A 15,258-nucleotide genomic window follows, 5' to 3' on the forward strand; every position below is an offset into this window, starting at 1 on the left:
CGCTCAGCCCGCGTCGGCCGGGGCGTCGCCGCCAGCCTTCTTGTGTGTCCAGACGAAGTACAGGTTGCGGAAATAGATGATCAGGCCGAGCCCCTGGCCGAACATGTACACCGGGTCAACCCGGTAGATGGAGTAGGCCAGCAGCAAGATGCCGCCGCCGATGGAGAAGTACCAGAAGGTCTCCGGCACGACGGAACGCTTGATGCGCTCGCTGGCGATCCACTGTACGACGAAGCGCATCATGAAGAGCGCCTGGGCGAAGAGGCCAAGGCCGATCCACACCATCTCGGTCGCGGAGGTGCTGGCGTACCAGGCCATCAGCTTGTCCATCATGCCGACGGCCCCCCACGCTCTTCCACACTGGGCGACAGCACCGTGCGGCGCTTCAGCCAGTAGACGCCGATCAGATCGACCACGCCGATCAGCCCGCGGCGCAGGTTGGTGTACTTCGACGCGCCGCGCTGGCGCGGCCGGTGGTTGACCGGCACGTACGCCACGTGATGGCCGTGTGCGCGGAACAGCGCCGGCATGAAGCGGTGCTGCGCGCCGAAGAACGGCAGGTCGAGGAAGGTTTCGCGGTGGAACACCTTGATGCCGCAGCCGCTGTCGGTGCAGCCGTCCTGCAACATGGCCTGCCGCACCTTGTTGGCGAGGCGCGAGGCGACGCGCTTGGACAGCGAATCCTGGCGCTTCTTGCGCAGGCCGCCGACCAGCACGGGGTGGTCGTGCTCCAGCGCGCGGGCCAGCAGGGCCGGCAGGTCGGCCGGGTCGTTCTGGCCGTCGCCGTCCAGCGTGCCGACCCACTCCGCCCGCGCCGCCTTGGCGCCGGTGCGCACGGCGGCGCTCTGGCCGGAGCGCTGGCGGTGACGCAGCAGGCGCACGGGACGACCGGCCGCCGCCGCGTCGGCCAGGACGTTCGCGGTGTCGTCGGTCGAACCGTCGTCGACGAAGATCGCCTCGAAGGAGCCCAACGGCGCCAGCGCCCGCTCGATCTCATCGAGCAGCGGCAGGACGTTTTCGGATTCGTTGAAGACGGGAATGACGACCGACAGCCGTACGGGCTGCCGATCCGCCGCAGGAATGCTCACAGGCGCTAACCCCAATGCTCAGGCGGGCGGCAAAATACCGCCGGAGCGAGGCGAGCGGTAGGAGAAAAGCGAGAGGGACCGAAGTCCCTCCCGCAAGGCCGCTTACCCGCGCCCCTCGATGGGCACGGGCACGTAGCGCAGGTCGCCGTGGCGGCTGATCAGCATCAGCACGGTCTTGCGGCCCTGATCGCGCGCACTCTTGATCTTGGCGAGCACCTCCTCGGGCTTCTTCACCGGCTCCTGGCCGACCTCGACGATGACGTCGCCGGCCTCAAAGCCGCGGTCGGAGGCGGCGCTGTTCTCCGACACCTCGGCGACCACCACGCCCTCGGCGCCATCCTCGATCTCGAAGGCCTCGCGCATGTTCTCGCTCATCGGCGCCAGCGTCAGGCCGAGCGCCTTTTCCGAACGCACCGACCCGCGCGGCGGGGTCGGCCCGCTGGAGCCGGCGGCAGCCATCTGCGTCTCCGGTTCCATGGCGCCGACGGTGACTTGGAGCGACTGCTCCCGGCCCTCGCGCATCAGCTTGACGGCCACCTCCCGGCCGGCTTCGGTGCCGGCGACCATGCGGGGCAACTGGCGCATCTTCTCGATGTCCTTGCCGCCGAAGCTCAAAATCACGTCGCCCTGCTTGATGCCCGCCTTCTCGGCCGGGCCACCAGGGGTCACGCTGGTGACCAGGGCGCCCTTCTGCTCGGCCACGCTCAGGTTCTCGGCGATGTCCGGGCTGACCTGCTGGATCTGCACGCCGAGCCAGCCGCGCCGCACCTCGCCGTTGCTCTTCAACTGCTCGATCACCGGCCGCGCCAGCGCCGAGGGGATGGCGAATCCGATGCCGACGCTGCCGCCGGTCGGCGAATAGATCGCCGTGTTGATGCCGATCACCTCGCCGGCCAGATTGTACAGCGGCCCGCCGGAGTTGCCGCGGTTGATGGAGGCGTCGGTCTGGATGTAGTCGTCATACGGTCCCTGATGGATGTCGCGCTGGCGTGCCGACAGGATGCCGGCGGTGACCGAGCCGCCCAGCCCGAACGGGTTGCCGATGGCGACCACCCAGTCGCCAACCTCCATCACGTCGCTGTCGCCCCAGCGGGTGGCGGGCAGCGGCTGCTTCGCCTCGACCTTCAGCACCGCCAGATCGGTCAGCGGATCGGAGCCGACCAGCTTCGCCGACAGCCGCTGCCCGTCGTGCAGGATGACGGCGATCTCGGCGGCGTCGGCGACGACGTGGCTGTTGGTCGCCACATAGCCGTCCGAGTCGATGATGAAGCCGGAGCCCAGCGCCGTCACCGGCTTCTGCGCCTGTTGCTGGTGCCGTTCGCGGAACTCCTTGAAGAACTCGTTGAAGGGCGAGCCGGGCGGGAAGCTCGGCATGTCCGGCAGGCGTTGCGCCTCGCCGCCCGGCGCCGGCTGCGTGGTCGAGATGTTCACCACCGTCTGCAACTGCGTCCTGGCGAGCGGTGCGAAGCTCATCGGCGCCGCGCGTCCAGTGATGGCCTGAGTCTGGGGCTGATCCTTTGGGGTCTGATCCTGGGCCGCCGCCGGCAACGCCAGGGCGGCGGTCAGGGTGGCGGCCACCGCGAGCCGCCGCAGGCACGCGACGGTGGCGAGGGAATCGAGCATGGGGCGTCTCCGGCAGTGGAGCGGCACGGCGGCGTCCACCGCGGGCGCCGCCGTCCTCCTTCAAAACAGCGCCGGGCGCCGCACGTTTCCAAGAAGCCGGTCGCTTTGAAAGACAACCACTCCAGCGGTACTTTAAAAAAGTCGCCCGCTATCCTTTCAAAGGCGCTTCTTGAGGCACTTTGCCCGGACGCCACCGCCGGCAAGGCACCGGCCGGCGGAGCTAATTCCTTCGGCGGACTCAGAGCCTTGGCGTATAGACGCGAAAAGGCTTTGCCGCGCAAAGTTATGCTGGTATTTTTCGGAGCGGTCGCCGATATTGATCCGCACAGACAATCATCGCCCTAAACTCAACGCCCGAACAAAGCCCACCAAATCCGTGTGGCGCCACGTTCGGTTGTGCGCGAACCTGTACGAGCATCTCAGGAATGACGCAGAATACACTCTGGACGCCGAGCGACATCTCGAACACCGAAGCCGGCGCCGAAGGCGGCGAGCAGGATTCCCCGAAGCGCCGCGGTCGTATCCCGCAATCGGCCTGGCCACAGATCCTTGAGCGCTATCGCGGCGGCGCGACGCTCTCGGCCATCGCGCGGGAGTTCGAATGCACCCCCAGCGCCATCTCGTACATCGTACGCAAAGCGGAGGCGAGCGGCGTGACCGTGAGCGAAGACACCGAGAAGACCACCGACACCGACACGATCACCCCGGACCAGCCGGCAGCCGCCGTGCCCGAGGCTCCCGTGCCGCCCTCCGCCCGTCAGCCGGCGGCGCGCCGGTCGGCCGAAGCGCCGCGGCCCGCGGCCGAGGCCCCGCCCAAGCCGGCCGAGATCGCCCGCCCCGCGGAGCCCGCGCCGAAGACCCGCCTGGAGCTGAAGCGCGAAGAGCCGCGCCCGGCACCGACTCCGGAACCCGTTGCCGCTCCGGTCGCCGCCCCGACCACCGCTGGCGAGCAGCCGGCCGCTACCCCGGCGCCGCGTCCGGCCGGCGCCCGTCCCGAACCGACCCCGCCCGTCGATGAGGTCGAAGCGCGGTTGCGTGAAACGGCGCGCGGCTGCCTCGCGGCGTATCGGACGTGGCGCCAGCAACCCGGCACCGGCAGCGTCCAGTCGCTGTCCGACGCCGTGCACGATCTGCGCAAGGTGCTCGCCCGCATCGAGATCGACATGTCCGCAAGCCGCCGCGACGAGCAGGTGGCCCGCCCCATCCCGATCCCCGCCCATCGCGCCGCTCGCCGGCCTCAATAAAGGCCGCGGCAAGGTCTGAACGCCGAACAAAGAAACCCTCTCCGGCCATGTGCGCCGGGGAGGGTTTTTTTATGCCCGGCGGCAGGTTCGGTTGCAGCGGGCCGTGCGGTGTCGACGGCGACGGAAAACCGCCTCCGCCAAAATGCGGAGGAGAATCGGGGTGCAGTTCTACCAAAAGATCTACTGCACCTTTTCAACAGGAACGGGTAATATAGGCGCAACGAAAAAAGTTCTGGAGGAACGCCGGTGCCCTACCATCGGAACACGGAGCTGCCCGAGTCGGTGAAGGCGAACCTGCCCATGCGCGCGCAGGACATCTATCGTTCGGCCTTCAACAACGCATGGCAGGAGTACGACCGCCCCGAATCCCGCCGCGCCGCGCCGCGCGAGGCGACCGCCCACAAGGTGGCCTGGGCCGCGGTGAAACGCCGCTTCGAAAAGGTGGGCGAGAACTGGCGCCCGAAACAGACGCATTAGGCGCATCGGCGCCGCCCTCCGGGATAAGAGCGGCGCCACGCGGAACAACACCGGTCACTTGATGCCGAGCATCCCCTCGGCCTTCATCAGCGCAGCCTCGGAGTCGGCGTGCCTGCCGGCTTTGTGCGCCGCTTCGCCATCCGCGCGCAGCTTCTTCACCTCGGCCATCTGCCCCGCCGACATCTGCGGGTTCTTGGCGAGCGCTTCGTCGATCTTCTTCATGTGCGTGGGGCAGCTGTTGGCCAACGCCGGTGCGGCGAAGGCCATCGCGAGAACGGCGGCGAGAGCGGCTTTGCGAAGCATGAGCGAGTCCTCCCTTTGCCGGGCCCTGATCGGGCCCTCGAAGAGAGTGACGTAGTCTGGGAGCGGTCTCTTCCAAGGCTCCGCTCACGCTGCCCTGGGCTGGCGCAGCGCGCGGGCGGTCCGGGTCATCTCCGCCACATCGTCGGGCGCCACGCGGTCGCGGATCAGCGGCACCAGATCGACGTCTTCGCGTTGACACTGCTCGTCGAACAGACGCTTGAGGGTTTCGAAATCGGTCAGCCAGCGCCCATCGGCGTCGTGCTCGGGACCGCGGCGCGCCAAGTCGGCGGCCAACTCCGAGACCTGCCGTTGCAGACTCCGCAGATCCTCGACCAGCACCCCGGCGCTGCCGAGCCGCGGAAAGACCGCGCGATCGAGCATCACGCCGTGCACCTCCCACAGCCGGGCGAGCATCTGCATCTCGCTGGCCCGTTCGTCCCATGCCGGCTGCGCGGCGTTGCCGACGACAGCGAAGACCTCCTTCCCGGCGTCGTGGTCGGATTCGATGGTCTGAGCGATCATATCCGGCATGTCCCGTTGCGTTGAGCCGCAAGGCATGAACCCTGCGGCGCCTCAACGGTTCCCTCGGGGGTATCAGCCCCGCGGCGGCTCGTTCACCCCCGCAAAGCTGCTCAAATCGTCCTTCGGACGCTCCTCGCTGGGCAGCTTGCCCTTGACCTGATAGCAGATGTTCTCCGCCACGTTGGTGGCGTGGTCGCCGACGCGCTCGATGGCTTTGGCGGCGAACAGCAGGTGCGTGCAGCCGGTGATCTGCTGCGGCGACTCCATCATGTAGGTCAGCAATTCGCGGAACAGCGCGGTGTAGGCGTGGTCGATCTCGCTGTCGCGGTTGCGCACGGACGTCGCCAGTTCGGCGTCGCGGGTGGCGTAGGCCGTCACCATGTCGTGGATCATGGCCAGCACGCCCTCACCCATCCAGGCCAGCGAGGGCAGCGGCGGCGGCACCGGCAGCGCGCTCAGCGTCACCGCGCGCTTGGCGATGGTGCGGGCAAAATCGCCCATGCGCTCGATGTTGGACGAAATGCGGAACGCCGCGACGATCTCGCGCAGGTCGCCGGCCATGGGCTGCCGCAACGCCAGAAGGCGCACGGCCATGTTCTCCACCTGCTGCTCCAGCCGGTCGATCTCGACGTCACCGGCGATCACGGCGGCGGCCAGTTCGGCGTCGTTGCCGGTAACCGCCTTCATGGCGTCGGCGAACTGGCGCTCCGCCAGCCGGCCCATCTGCTCGATGGCCTTGCGCAGGGCCGCAAGTTCCTCGTCGAACGTCTGGAAGGTGTGCCCAGCGCCCATTCCCCGATCTCCTTGCCCGGTCGTTCCGCGAACCGCATCCGGCCCGCGGTGAAAGTCCTTAACGATTGCACCATTATCTTCTAAGAAACTACCCATCCTTCGAGCAACCAGCCGCGGCGCGTTCGCGGCACTGGCACCGGACCAGGCCATGACGCCTCACGAATTGGTCGCCGTGCTTGAAAAGCACGAGCGATGGCTGAAGAACAAGCAGGGCGGCGCCCGTGCCAACCTGACCATGGCCAACCTCGAAGGCGCCAACCTGTCGGGCGTCGACCTGACGTCGGGCAAGCTGTCGGGCGCCAACCTGACGCACAGCGATTTGTCCAACGCCAACCTCAGCCACGCCGACCTGTTCGCCGCGCACCTGACGAAAGCGGACATGTCGGGCACCAACCTCTACCGTGCCGATCTGCGCGGTGCGCGCATGCGCGGCGCCAAGCTGAAGCGCGCCATCCTGAAGGAAGCGGATCTGCGCGGCGGCGCGCTGCTGTACGGCGGCGGCGGCAGCAAGGGCGTGGACTTCGTGCGCTCCGACCTGACGGGCAGCGACTTCGACGACGCGTCGATGTCGAACGCCAACCTGTCCGGCGCCGACCTCACCGACGTCACCATGAACGGCGCCGACTGCGAAGGGGCGCTGATGACCGGCGCCACGCTGTTGCGCGCGCAGATGAAGAACAGCAATCTGACGAACGCCGATCTGCGCGGCTGCAACATGTCGGGTGTCAACCTCAGCGGCGCCGTGCTGCGCGATGCCAATCTGGCCGGCGCGGTGCTGGCCGGCGCCAATCTGCGCAACGCCGACCTGCAAGGCGCCAAGATGGAGGGCGTGGACCTCGCCGGGGCCGACACCACCGGCGCCAACCTCGCCCGCTCGGCCGAGAACTTCTCGCTGCACATCCAGGAAGCGCTGCACAACCACTACACCTGGATCAACACCAACGGCTCCATGGGCTCGCGCGCCGACTTGAACGGCGCCGACCTCGCGCACATCGACCTGCACGGCGTGAACCTCAGCGGCGCCAGCATGAAGTCCGCCCAACTGGCCGGCGCCAAGATGCGCGACAGCCTGCTGATCATGTGCGAGATCTCCGAGGCAGACCTGCGCGACAGCGATTTCACCGGCGCCATCCTGGACGGCGCCAACCTGCGCGGCAGCGATTTCAGCGGCGCCCGCCTGGACGGCGCCGGCATCGGCTGGGTCGACATCAAGGGCCCGGACGGCAAGCCGACCGGCCGCCTGTGGGCAGCCAACCTGATCGGCTGCAAATTCGTCGGCGCCTCGGCGGTGCGGGCCAACCTGCGCGGCGCCAATCTGGCCGGCTGCGACTTCAGCGGCGCCGACCTGACCGGCGCCATCCTGACCGACGCCAACATCCGCGACGCCAAGTTCACCGGCGCCAACCTGACCGGTGCCAGCTTGCCGCCCGCCCCCGACCCGGACGACTGAAGCACCAAGTGGGCGTGTCCGACCAATCGGTCTCCAAAAGTTAACGCCCGCTTCCTATGCGTGATGATATAACCCCCACGCATAAAGCGAGCGCGACAGGGAGCGTCCCCTGTGGCATCATCCTATTGCAGCCCATGCCCGGCATCCCCAGGTATCGGGCCGCGAACGAGCCGATGCGATGAATGATCGGCCAATGGGAGGCAAGCGTTCGATAAGGTGCGGCCCGTGCAGGCGTCCAACGCCGGCGTGCCAGACCGCGCGCCGGAAACGACGGAAGATTTTCGTCGGCGATAGGGCCACAGGCGTCAGCACGAGGACACAAGAGTACCCATGGATCTCGACTATCTTCAAAGCCTGATTGCCGAATACGGCGTCTGGTTCTACGCGGTGACCTTCCTGTGGACGTTCATCGAGGGCGAGACGTTCGTGATCTATGCAGGCGTTCTGGTGGCGCAGGGCCTGCTCGACGGCCCGCTGCTGCTGACGTGCGCCTGGCTCGGCAGCTTCTGCGGCGACCAGTGCTATTTCTACATCGGGCGCTGCTTCGGGCCGGGCATGCTCAAGCGCTTCCCGCGCTGGCAGCGCCACGTGGACACCGCCGATGACTGGCTCAGGCGCTACGACACCGTGTTCATCCTGACCTTCCGCTGGATCTACGGGGTGCGCAACTTCGCCAGTTTCGCGCTCGGCATGAGCCACACGAGGTGGTACCGCTTCCTCGGCCTGAACTTCATCGCGGCCGGCATCTGGGCGATCGGCTTTGCCGGTGCCGGCGTCCTGCTCGGCACGGCGCTGCGCCCGGTGCTGGATCAGGTGGCGCCGTACTTCACGCTCGCCATGCTCGGCGTCTTCGCCTTCATGTTCGGCATGGTGTTCCTGGCGCACCGAATCCAGAAGCACCGCTGCGCCAAGCGGCAGGCCCAGGTGCCAGCGGCGCCAGTGCCCGCGCCGCCGCTCGGCGCGACGCTTGGTGCCGGGCAGCGCACCGAAGCGGTGGTCGCCACCGCCAGCAAGCTCTGAAAACACAGGCGGGCCGCTCCGATGGAGCGGCCCGCCTGTGTTTGATCCGATGGTCCCGCCCGGACGATCAGTCGATCTCGTCGCCGAGGAAGCCGTTGCCGCCCAGATTGGCGGAGATGCGGCACAGCACCTCCAGGGCGCGCAACAGTTCCGACGGCGGGATGCCGCGCACCGCATGGTCGTTGACCTCGGAGGCGCAGTCCAGCAGGACGTCCTTCAGGCCGCGGCCGCGCTCGGTGAGGAAGATGTTCACTTTGCGCCGGTCGTGCGAATTGCGCACGCGCTCGACCAGCCCCTTGTGCTCCATGGTGTTGAGCGCGGTGACGGTGGTCGGCTCCATCATGCCGACGCGCTGGCTCAGCTCGCGCTGGGTCAGGCCGTCCTCCTCCCACAAGGCGCGCAGGAAGAACCATTGCCCCATGCTGACGCCGTGCGAAGCGATCCGCGCCTGAAGCGCGCGCGAGAAGAACCGGTGCACGTCACGCACGACGTGCGACAGGTTTGCGTCGACGCCCGGGGCGGCGATTCCATTGCTGCTGGGTGCCAATGCCAACGCGGCTCCGTACCTCTTGAAAGGACCGTGCATCCAAACAATCTTTCCGCAGTCGCCGGCAGCACCTCGGGCGAGGAACTCAACCCGAGCGACATGGTTGAATTTCTTCCGATCATAAACGGTCCAGCAAAAAGCGCAAAACAAAAGCGCCACCTCCGATCACGTGCATGCAATGATATGTTGGCCATTTCTCCAGCGGCAGCGGGAAAGCCACAGAGCTGCATGGAAGAGACGAACTGTATACGCAAGTATGCGAGCGCGTTTTGCCGAGGCATGAACCACAAACCGTCATCATATCCTGGTATGCAGAGACGGTGAGAACCGACACTTTCGCCGCGGCGGCTTTCACCAGCACTTTTACTCGCCGGCCGCACCGGGAAGAAGGAGAGTCGAGACCGATGAGAACCGTGACCGTGGCAGCCACACAGATGGCCTGCACCTGGGACCGCGTCGCCAACGTCGAGCGCGCCGAAGCGTTGGTGCGTGAGGCCGCCGGCCGCGGCGCGCAGATCGTGCTGTTGCAGGAACTGTTCGAGACGCCGTACTTCTGCAAGGAGCAGAAGGCGGAACTGTTCGCGCTGGCCGCCCCCATCGAGGGGCACCCGGTGATCGCCCGCATGAGCGCGCTCGCCGCCGAACTGGGCGTGGTGCTGCCGATCAGTGTCTTCGAGCGGGCGAACACCGCCTATTACAACTCGCTGGCAGTCATCGACGCCGATGGACAAGTGCTTGGCATGTATCGCAAGTCGCACATCCCCGATGGACCCGGTTATCAGGAGAAGTTCTACTTCAGCCCCGGCGACACCGGCTTTCAGGTCTACAAGACGCGCCACGCCACCATCGGCGCCGCGGTGTGCTGGGATCAGTGGTTTCCGGAGAGCGCGCGGATCATGGCGCTGAAGGGGGCGGAGCTGCTGTTCTACCCCACGGCCATCGGATCGGAGCCGCAGGACGCCTCCATCGACAGCCGCGACCATTGGACGCGGGTGATGCAGGGCCACGCCGGGGCGAACCTGATGCCGCTCATCGCCTCCAACCGGGTCGGGCGCGAGGAGGCAGAGAACTGCGGCATCACCTTCTACGGCTCGTCCTTCATCGCCGGCCCGCATGGCGAGATCGTCGCCCAGGCCGACCGCGAGAGCCAGACCGTGCTGACCGCCAGTTTCGATCTGGACCGTCTCGCGCAGCAGCGCGCGTCCTGGGGCGTGTTCCGCGACCGCCGGCCGGAGTTCTATGGCCCGCTGTTGACGCTGGACGGCGAGACGCGGCGTTAGGCGAAATGGACGGCGGCGTGGCTCGGCGCGGCGTTCACGCTCGCCGCCGCGCTGTAGGCGGCAACCCCGCGCGCCGCCAGGGCGCGGGTGGCGGCGGTCGCCTGCACGATCGCGTCCTGCACGGCAGCGTTCCCGGTGTCGGCGCCGGTGCTGCTACGGGTGCTGGCACGGGTGCCGGGGCCGGACTGCTCAGGGCGGCCGCCAGTTGGCGGGGCCGTGGGGGGTGGAGCACCCGGCGACTCAGCCGGCGCACCGGTTTCGCCGCCCCCCTGCCCCGTGGCCTCGGCGGCCCTGGAGGCGTTCAACTGCTGCTGGGCTTGGGCCTGTGACGCCGTGGCCTGGGCGGCGACGGCGAGGTCTTGGCCCGAGGGATCGGCCGGGGCCAGCGCGGCGCTCTTGACCCGCTCGAGCTGGCGGATGGTCGCTTCCGGCGAACTGCCGCCGCCGGACTTGATGGGCACCTCGCCGCCAACGGCGTAGCGCTTGCCGTCCGGCCCTTCCTGATAGGTGAAGGACGCTCCGCCCGCCTGTCCGCCACCGGCGGCCTGATGCGCCGCCTCGTGCTGGCGCACCTTGGTGTCGATGGCCTTGAGCTTGTTGACCTGCTTCTGCTGCTCGTCGGAGAGTGGCTCACCCGGCGCCCGGCTACCGCCGGCCGGCTTGGCGGCCGGTTGGTTGGCGTCCGTCTTAAGGTCGGGCTTGGTGTCGGTTTTGGGCGCGCCAACGGTACCGGGCTGACCGGAGTCGTCGACGGCGGACTCGGCCGATCGGCCCGCCCACGCCTGGGGCGGCCGGTACAGCGTGCCGGAGCCAATCCGCGGGATGTCCATGCCCGGACCTCCACACCCGTAAAAAGCTCATGATACTCCTTTCGCGCGCGGCCGGCAATGTGGCGGCGCGGGCACAAAGCGTGTTGCAATCACCTGAAATACACGCGAATGTATGTGTTACGGCACACTGGCAACCCGTCGGTGGCGGAGCATGGTGCGTTAGACATCTTATGTTTTTTGCTGCGTGCGGGATGATCGCCCGGTTGCTGCCGGTGGCGGCGGTATACCTATGGACACACGCCGCGCCGGCTGCCGAGCCGGCGCGACCGCTCCCGCGTGCCTTGCCGCCGTCCGCCCCAGCGCTATCCGCGGTCGAAGCCGCCTTCTCCGCCCGCGCCGACGCACCCCTGCGGCAGTTCGGCTACGACCAGTTCGTCGGGGCGGCGGACGGCACCGCATCCACCACGCTGGGCGCGGTGCAGGGCGATTACCGGCTGGGCACCGGCGACACGCTGGCGGTGATGCTGCGCGGCCAGAAGACAGCCAGCAAGCGCATCGTCATCGACGCCGAGGGGCGCCTGCTGCTCGACGATCTGCGGCCGGTGACCGCCGCCGGCCGCACCCTGGCCGAGCTGCGCGAGGAAGTGCAGGCCGCCATGTCGGCCGCGCACCTGGACGTGGAGGTGTTCGTCTCGCTGGCCGAGGTGCGGCGCATCGGGATTTTCGTGCTCGGCCCGGTGCGGCGGCCCGGCCGGATCGAGCTGACCGCCTTCGCCACCGTGCTGGACGCCCTGACCGCGGCCGGCGGCGTCACCCCGGACGGCTCGCTGCGGCGGATTCGCCTCGTGCACCCCGGCGGAGCGCCGGAGCGAACCCCAGAGCGCACCATCGACCTCTATGACCTGTGGATGCCCGGCGGCGGTGCGGCCGACGAGCGGCTGCGCGACGGCGACCGCATTGTCGTGCCGCCGCTGGGTCCCACGGTGGCCGTCGCCGGGGCGGTCATGCGGCCCGGCATCTATGAGCTGTCCGCCGCCCGGCCGCGGCTGTCCCTGGCGGAGATGCGGGATCTGGCCGGCGGTCTGGTCCGCCCCGGTCCGGCGCGGGCGCTGCGCCTCGCCATCGGCGGCAACGGCGAGGAGCGCAGCGAGGAGGTGGCGGACGCCGACGCGCCGCAGTTCGGCGCCGGCGACCTGCTGCTGCTGACGCCCCGGCAGGAGAACCGCCGCAACACCGTGCGGCTGGAGGGGCACGTGCACCGGCCCGGCCCGCGCGAGCTGTCGAAGGCCCGCACGCTGGGCGGCCTGCTGCGCCCTGAGGATCTGCGGCCGGAGCCGTACCTGCCCTTCGCCGCGCTGTCCGTCACCGAGCCGCGCAACCGAGCGCGGGTGCTGCGCCCCATCGACCTCGCCGCCGTGCTGGATGGGCAGGACGATTCCCGCCTCGCCGAGGGTGACGCGCTGATCGTGCTGGGTGCCGAGGACGTGGATTTCCTGACCTCCGAGGCGGTGCTGGCGCTGCTGCGAGGCAGCAGGGTGCCGCCGGCCGGCGCGTGCCGCGGGCTGGAGGTGCTGGCCCGCACGCTGGCCGCCGAGCCGGACGGCACGCTGGCCCGCGGTCCGCCGGCGCGTGCCGCCGCGACCATGACCGGCAGCACCGCGCCCTGCCCGCCGGTCTTCGACGAGCATCCCGATCTGCTGGCCTTCGCACTGACGCACGCCACGCTGGTGCGCACCGGCGTGCCGCGGCCGGGCTTTCACCCCACGGCGCGGCCGGCGGTCGCCATGGGGGGCGCTTCGTCCACGCGGCGCGGCGAGATCGTCGATTCCACCGAGCCGCGCTATGAGTTGCTCGGCCACGTCCGCCATCCCGGCGTGCGGCCGCTGGCCGGCGCTTCGACGCTGCGGCAGGCGCTGGCCGGTGGCGAGGCGCTGCTGCCGGGGATCTACCCGCTGATGGCGGTGATCGAACGCTTCGAGCGCCGCACGCTGACCCGCCAGCTCATCCCCTTTTCCCCGCAGGAGGTGGCCGCCGGGCGCGCCGACCGCGCGCTGATGGATCACGACCGCATCCATCTGCTGGCGGCCGAGCGCGTGCGCGCCCTGGCCGCTCCGCTCACCGGCGATCCGCGCGCCCCGGCCGCTCCGGTCGCCGCACCCCCGCCCGGCGCCCCAGTCGCCGAGACGCCCAGCCGGAGCATTCCCATACCCTTGCGGACGGGAGAGCCGGTCGATCCGGCGGTGGCGGCGCTGTTCCTCGAGCGCGTGGTGCAGGTGCGCGGCGCCGTCCTGCAACCGGGCGCCTACCCGGTGGCGGGTGCGGCGACGCTCGACGCGCTGATCGCTGCGGCGGACGGACCAACGGCCGGCGCCGACCTGACCGGCGTCGAAGTGACGCCCGGCGGCGGCTCCGCACCGCGGCGCACCGTCGACCTCGCCCAGCCCGGCGCCGGCCGGCTGACGGTGAACGCCGGGGACGCCATCCGCGTCAACGCCGCGCCCGTCGCGCTGGAGCACCGCGCGGTCACCATCGCCGGCGCGGTGCGCCGCCCCGGCGCGTACGACGTGAAGCGCGACGAGACACTGGCGTCGCTGATCGACCGGGCCGGCGGCCTCACCGACGAGGCGTACCCGGCCGGCACGATCTTCACCCGCGCCAGCGAGCGCCGCCGCGAGAAGGAAGAGTACGAGCAGGACGCCCGCTCCATCGAGCGCGCCCTGGTGCGCGCCAAGGCCAAGGGCGACACCGTCAACGCGGAGGACGCCGCGCACACCCGCCAGCTGGTCGCCGACTTGCGCAGCGTCGAGCCCCTGGGCCGCATCGTCGTCGAGTCCAACCCGGCGCTGCTCAAGCAGCGCCCGGAACTGGATGTGCTCCTGGAGGCAGACGACCGCATCCTGATCCCCAAGCGGCCGCTGAGCGTCGCGGTGGCGGGCGAGGTGCTGCGCCCGGCCGCGTTGCAGTTCCGCTCCGGCAAGGCGCCGGAGGACTACATCCGCGAGGCCGGCGGCACCACCCGCGAAGCCGACGGCGACCGCGCCTATCTGGTGCTGCCGGACGGGCGCGCCCAGCCGTTGGCGCTCTCGTCGTGGAACCACAGCGTGACGGCGGTGCCGCCCGGCTCGGTCGTGGTGGTTCCGCGCGATCCCAAGCCCTTCGAATGGCTGGAGTTGACCAAGAACATCGGCGGCATCCTGTCGAGCCTCGCCATCACCGCCGCCTCCATCTCGGTGATCGCACGATGAGCGCGCCGCAGGTCTCCGTCGTTACCGTCGTGCGCGACGACCTGCCCGGCCTGCTGGCGACGCGAGCCAGCCTCCGGGCTCAGGGTTTCGGCGATTGGGAGTGGATCGTCGTGGACGGCGCCTCCACCGATGGCACCGCCGCGTGGCTGGCGGCGCACGCCGACGAGCCGGCGTGGTGGCGCTCCGCCCCGGACGACGGGCTGTACGACGCCATGAACATCGGGCTGGCCGCAGCGACGGGCACCTATGTGCTGTTCCTCAACGCCGGGGACACGCTGGCCGGGCCGGACGTGCTTGCCCGCCTTGCCGCAGAAGAGGCGGATCTGCTCTACGGCGACGCGCTGGAGCGCGCCGCGGACGGAGCGCTTCGGCGCAAGCCGGCGCGCTCGCACCGCTTCGCCTTCTACGGTATGTTCACCCACCATCAGGCCATGGCTTACCGGCGGACGATGGTGGCCGGGCTGCGCTTCGAGTCGCGCTTCCCGGTGGGGGCGGATTACGCCTTCACGCTGCGGGCGCTGAAGCGTGCCGAACGGGTGCGGAAGCTGGACTTACCAGTGTGCGTGTTCGCTCCGGGCGGCCTCTCGCAACGGCGGGCAGAGCTGGGACGCAGCGATCAGACCAGGGCGCGCCGCGAACTGCTTGGCATCGGACGGTTGCCGTGCGCAGCGATCACGGCAACACAATGTTGCGCAGCCGCAATGAAACGCCACTTGCCGGCCCTGTATTCGATTGGCCGTTTCCGCCACGTAGAAATTTCATTTCGTTTGTGACCCAGCCCACAGTCCCGGCGTGATATATTGTTGATGCCGACAGGAGGTTGCATAAAATTTGTTTTCAGAATCTACCGTCAGGGCAGCCGCCACCGGTGGCTGCACCCAGCCCGAGAGCGCCGAC

Annotated in this window: 15 protein-coding genes; 7 read left to right on the forward strand and 8 right to left on the reverse strand. The window is 69.1% G+C overall.

What is annotated here, in order from left to right; genetic code table 11:
* Positions 1-3: 3 nt before the first annotated feature.
* The 3 genes from ACSVDD_RS13025 to ACSVDD_RS13035 all read right to left on the reverse strand — a co-directional run bounded on the left by ACSVDD_RS13025 (position 4) and on the right by ACSVDD_RS13035 (position 2,711).
* Positions 4-333: a lipid-A-disaccharide synthase N-terminal domain-containing protein gene (locus ACSVDD_RS13025; RefSeq protein WP_448189791.1), complete on the reverse strand. Its 330-nt coding sequence runs from the start codon at positions 331-333 to the stop codon at positions 4-6.
* Complete coding sequence (locus ACSVDD_RS13030; RefSeq protein WP_448189792.1) at positions 330-1,088, reverse strand: glycosyltransferase family 2 protein; 759 nt, start codon at positions 1,086-1,088, stop codon at positions 330-332. The genes ACSVDD_RS13025 and ACSVDD_RS13030 overlap by 4 nt, the downstream gene beginning before the upstream one ends.
* Before the next feature lie 102 nt (positions 1,089-1,190).
* Positions 1,191-2,711, reverse strand: a complete 1,521-nt coding sequence (locus ACSVDD_RS13035) for a DegQ family serine endoprotease (protein ID WP_448189793.1) — start codon at positions 2,709-2,711, stop codon at positions 1,191-1,193.
* 425 nt (positions 2,712-3,136) lie between these two features.
* On the opposite strand from ACSVDD_RS13035, the gene ACSVDD_RS13040 reads away from it, so the two are divergent.
* Together ACSVDD_RS13040 and ACSVDD_RS13045 are read left to right on the forward strand one after the other, a co-directional pair.
* On the forward strand, positions 3,137-3,955 hold the full coding sequence (locus ACSVDD_RS13040) for a hypothetical protein (protein WP_448189794.1): 819 nt from the start codon (positions 3,137-3,139) through the stop codon (positions 3,953-3,955).
* 246 nt (positions 3,956-4,201) lie between these two features.
* On the forward strand, positions 4,202-4,432 hold the full coding sequence (locus tag ACSVDD_RS13045) for a ChaB family protein (RefSeq protein ID WP_448189795.1): 231 nt from the start codon (positions 4,202-4,204) through the stop codon (positions 4,430-4,432).
* A 54-nt stretch (positions 4,433-4,486) separates the two neighbouring features.
* On the opposite strand, the gene ACSVDD_RS13050 is transcribed toward ACSVDD_RS13045, so the two are convergent.
* From ACSVDD_RS13050 to phoU, 3 genes are all read right to left on the reverse strand, one after another.
* Positions 4,487-4,735, reverse strand: a complete 249-nt coding sequence (locus tag ACSVDD_RS13050; RefSeq protein ID WP_448189796.1) for a PA2433 domain-containing protein — start codon at positions 4,733-4,735, stop codon at positions 4,487-4,489.
* Positions 4,736-4,819: 84 nt separating this feature from the next.
* A complete protein-coding gene (locus ACSVDD_RS13055; RefSeq protein ID WP_448189797.1) occupies positions 4,820-5,257 on the reverse strand; it encodes a hemerythrin domain-containing protein in 438 nt (145 codons plus the stop codon).
* 72 nt (positions 5,258-5,329) lie between these two features.
* Positions 5,330-6,049 (reverse strand): phosphate signaling complex protein PhoU, encoded by a 720-nt coding sequence (gene phoU, locus ACSVDD_RS13060; protein WP_448189798.1) that lies wholly within the window; start codon positions 6,047-6,049, stop codon positions 5,330-5,332.
* A gap of 148 nt (positions 6,050-6,197) precedes the next feature.
* Between phoU and ACSVDD_RS13065 the strand changes: the two genes are divergently transcribed.
* Together ACSVDD_RS13065 and ACSVDD_RS13070 are read left to right on the forward strand one after the other, a co-directional pair.
* Entirely contained in the window at positions 6,198-7,499 is a 1,302-nt protein-coding gene (locus ACSVDD_RS13065) for a pentapeptide repeat-containing protein (RefSeq protein ID WP_448189799.1), read from the forward strand.
* Positions 7,500-7,829: 330 nt separating this feature from the next.
* Positions 7,830-8,519 (forward strand): DedA family protein, encoded by a 690-nt coding sequence (locus tag ACSVDD_RS13070; RefSeq protein WP_448189800.1) that lies wholly within the window; start codon positions 7,830-7,832, stop codon positions 8,517-8,519.
* Positions 8,520-8,586: 67 nt separating this feature from the next.
* Here the strand turns inward: ACSVDD_RS13070 and ACSVDD_RS13075 are convergent, their stop codons facing one another.
* Positions 8,587-9,072 carry a MarR family winged helix-turn-helix transcriptional regulator gene (locus ACSVDD_RS13075; RefSeq protein WP_448189801.1) on the reverse strand — a complete coding sequence of 162 codons (486 nt, stop codon included), beginning with the start codon at positions 9,070-9,072 and terminating at the stop codon, positions 8,587-8,589.
* A 398-nt stretch (positions 9,073-9,470) separates the two neighbouring features.
* Here ACSVDD_RS13075 and aguB point away from each other — a divergent pair, with 398 nt between their 5' ends.
* Positions 9,471-10,346, forward strand: a complete 876-nt coding sequence (aguB, locus tag ACSVDD_RS13080) for an N-carbamoylputrescine amidase (RefSeq protein ID WP_448189802.1) — start codon at positions 9,471-9,473, stop codon at positions 10,344-10,346.
* On the opposite strand, the gene ACSVDD_RS13085 is transcribed toward aguB, so the two are convergent.
* On the reverse strand, positions 10,343-11,176 hold the full coding sequence (locus ACSVDD_RS13085) for a putative metalloprotease CJM1_0395 family protein (protein WP_448189803.1): 834 nt from the start codon (positions 11,174-11,176) through the stop codon (positions 10,343-10,345). The two genes, aguB and ACSVDD_RS13085, sit on opposite strands and share 4 nt — an antisense overlap.
* Before the next feature lie 191 nt (positions 11,177-11,367).
* On the opposite strand from ACSVDD_RS13085, the gene ACSVDD_RS13090 reads away from it, so the two are divergent.
* Complete coding sequence (locus tag ACSVDD_RS13090) at positions 11,368-14,361, forward strand: SLBB domain-containing protein (RefSeq protein ID WP_448189804.1); 2,994 nt, start codon at positions 11,368-11,370, stop codon at positions 14,359-14,361.
* Positions 14,358-15,134 carry a glycosyltransferase family 2 protein gene (locus ACSVDD_RS13095; RefSeq protein ID WP_448189805.1) on the forward strand — a complete coding sequence of 259 codons (777 nt, stop codon included), beginning with the start codon at positions 14,358-14,360 and terminating at the stop codon, positions 15,132-15,134. The genes ACSVDD_RS13090 and ACSVDD_RS13095 overlap by 4 nt, the downstream gene beginning before the upstream one ends.
* The last annotated feature ends 124 nt before the right edge of the window (positions 15,135-15,258 follow it).

Source organism: Azospirillum terrae (genome assembly GCF_053470425.1).

Bases quoted from the DNA above. Each gene is read 5' to 3' on its own strand.
- ACSVDD_RS13090 (WP_448189804.1), top strand. From the start codon at position 11,368: ATGATCGCCCGGTTGCTGCCGGTGGCGGCGGTATACCTATGGACACAC.
- phoU (WP_448189798.1), bottom strand. From the start codon at position 6,049: ATGGGCGCTGGGCACACCTTCCAGACGTTCGACGAGGAACTTGCGGCC.
- aguB (WP_448189802.1), top strand. From the start codon at position 9,471: ATGAGAACCGTGACCGTGGCAGCCACACAGATGGCCTGCACCTGGGAC.
- ACSVDD_RS13065 (WP_448189799.1), top strand. From the start codon at position 6,198: ATGACGCCTCACGAATTGGTCGCCGTGCTTGAAAAGCACGAGCGATGG.
- ACSVDD_RS13095 (WP_448189805.1), top strand. From the start codon at position 14,358: ATGAGCGCGCCGCAGGTCTCCGTCGTTACCGTCGTGCGCGACGACCTG.
- ACSVDD_RS13050 (WP_448189796.1), bottom strand. From the start codon at position 4,735: ATGCTTCGCAAAGCCGCTCTCGCCGCCGTTCTCGCGATGGCCTTCGCC.
- ACSVDD_RS13055 (WP_448189797.1), bottom strand. From the start codon at position 5,257: ATGATCGCTCAGACCATCGAATCCGACCACGACGCCGGGAAGGAGGTC.
- ACSVDD_RS13070 (WP_448189800.1), top strand. From the start codon at position 7,830: ATGGATCTCGACTATCTTCAAAGCCTGATTGCCGAATACGGCGTCTGG.
- ACSVDD_RS13040 (WP_448189794.1), top strand. From the start codon at position 3,137: ATGACGCAGAATACACTCTGGACGCCGAGCGACATCTCGAACACCGAA.
- ACSVDD_RS13085 (WP_448189803.1), bottom strand. From the start codon at position 11,176: ATGGACATCCCGCGGATTGGCTCCGGCACGCTGTACCGGCCGCCCCAG.
- ACSVDD_RS13025 (WP_448189791.1), bottom strand. From the start codon at position 333: ATGATGGACAAGCTGATGGCCTGGTACGCCAGCACCTCCGCGACCGAG.
- ACSVDD_RS13035 (WP_448189793.1), bottom strand. From the start codon at position 2,711: ATGCTCGATTCCCTCGCCACCGTCGCGTGCCTGCGGCGGCTCGCGGTG.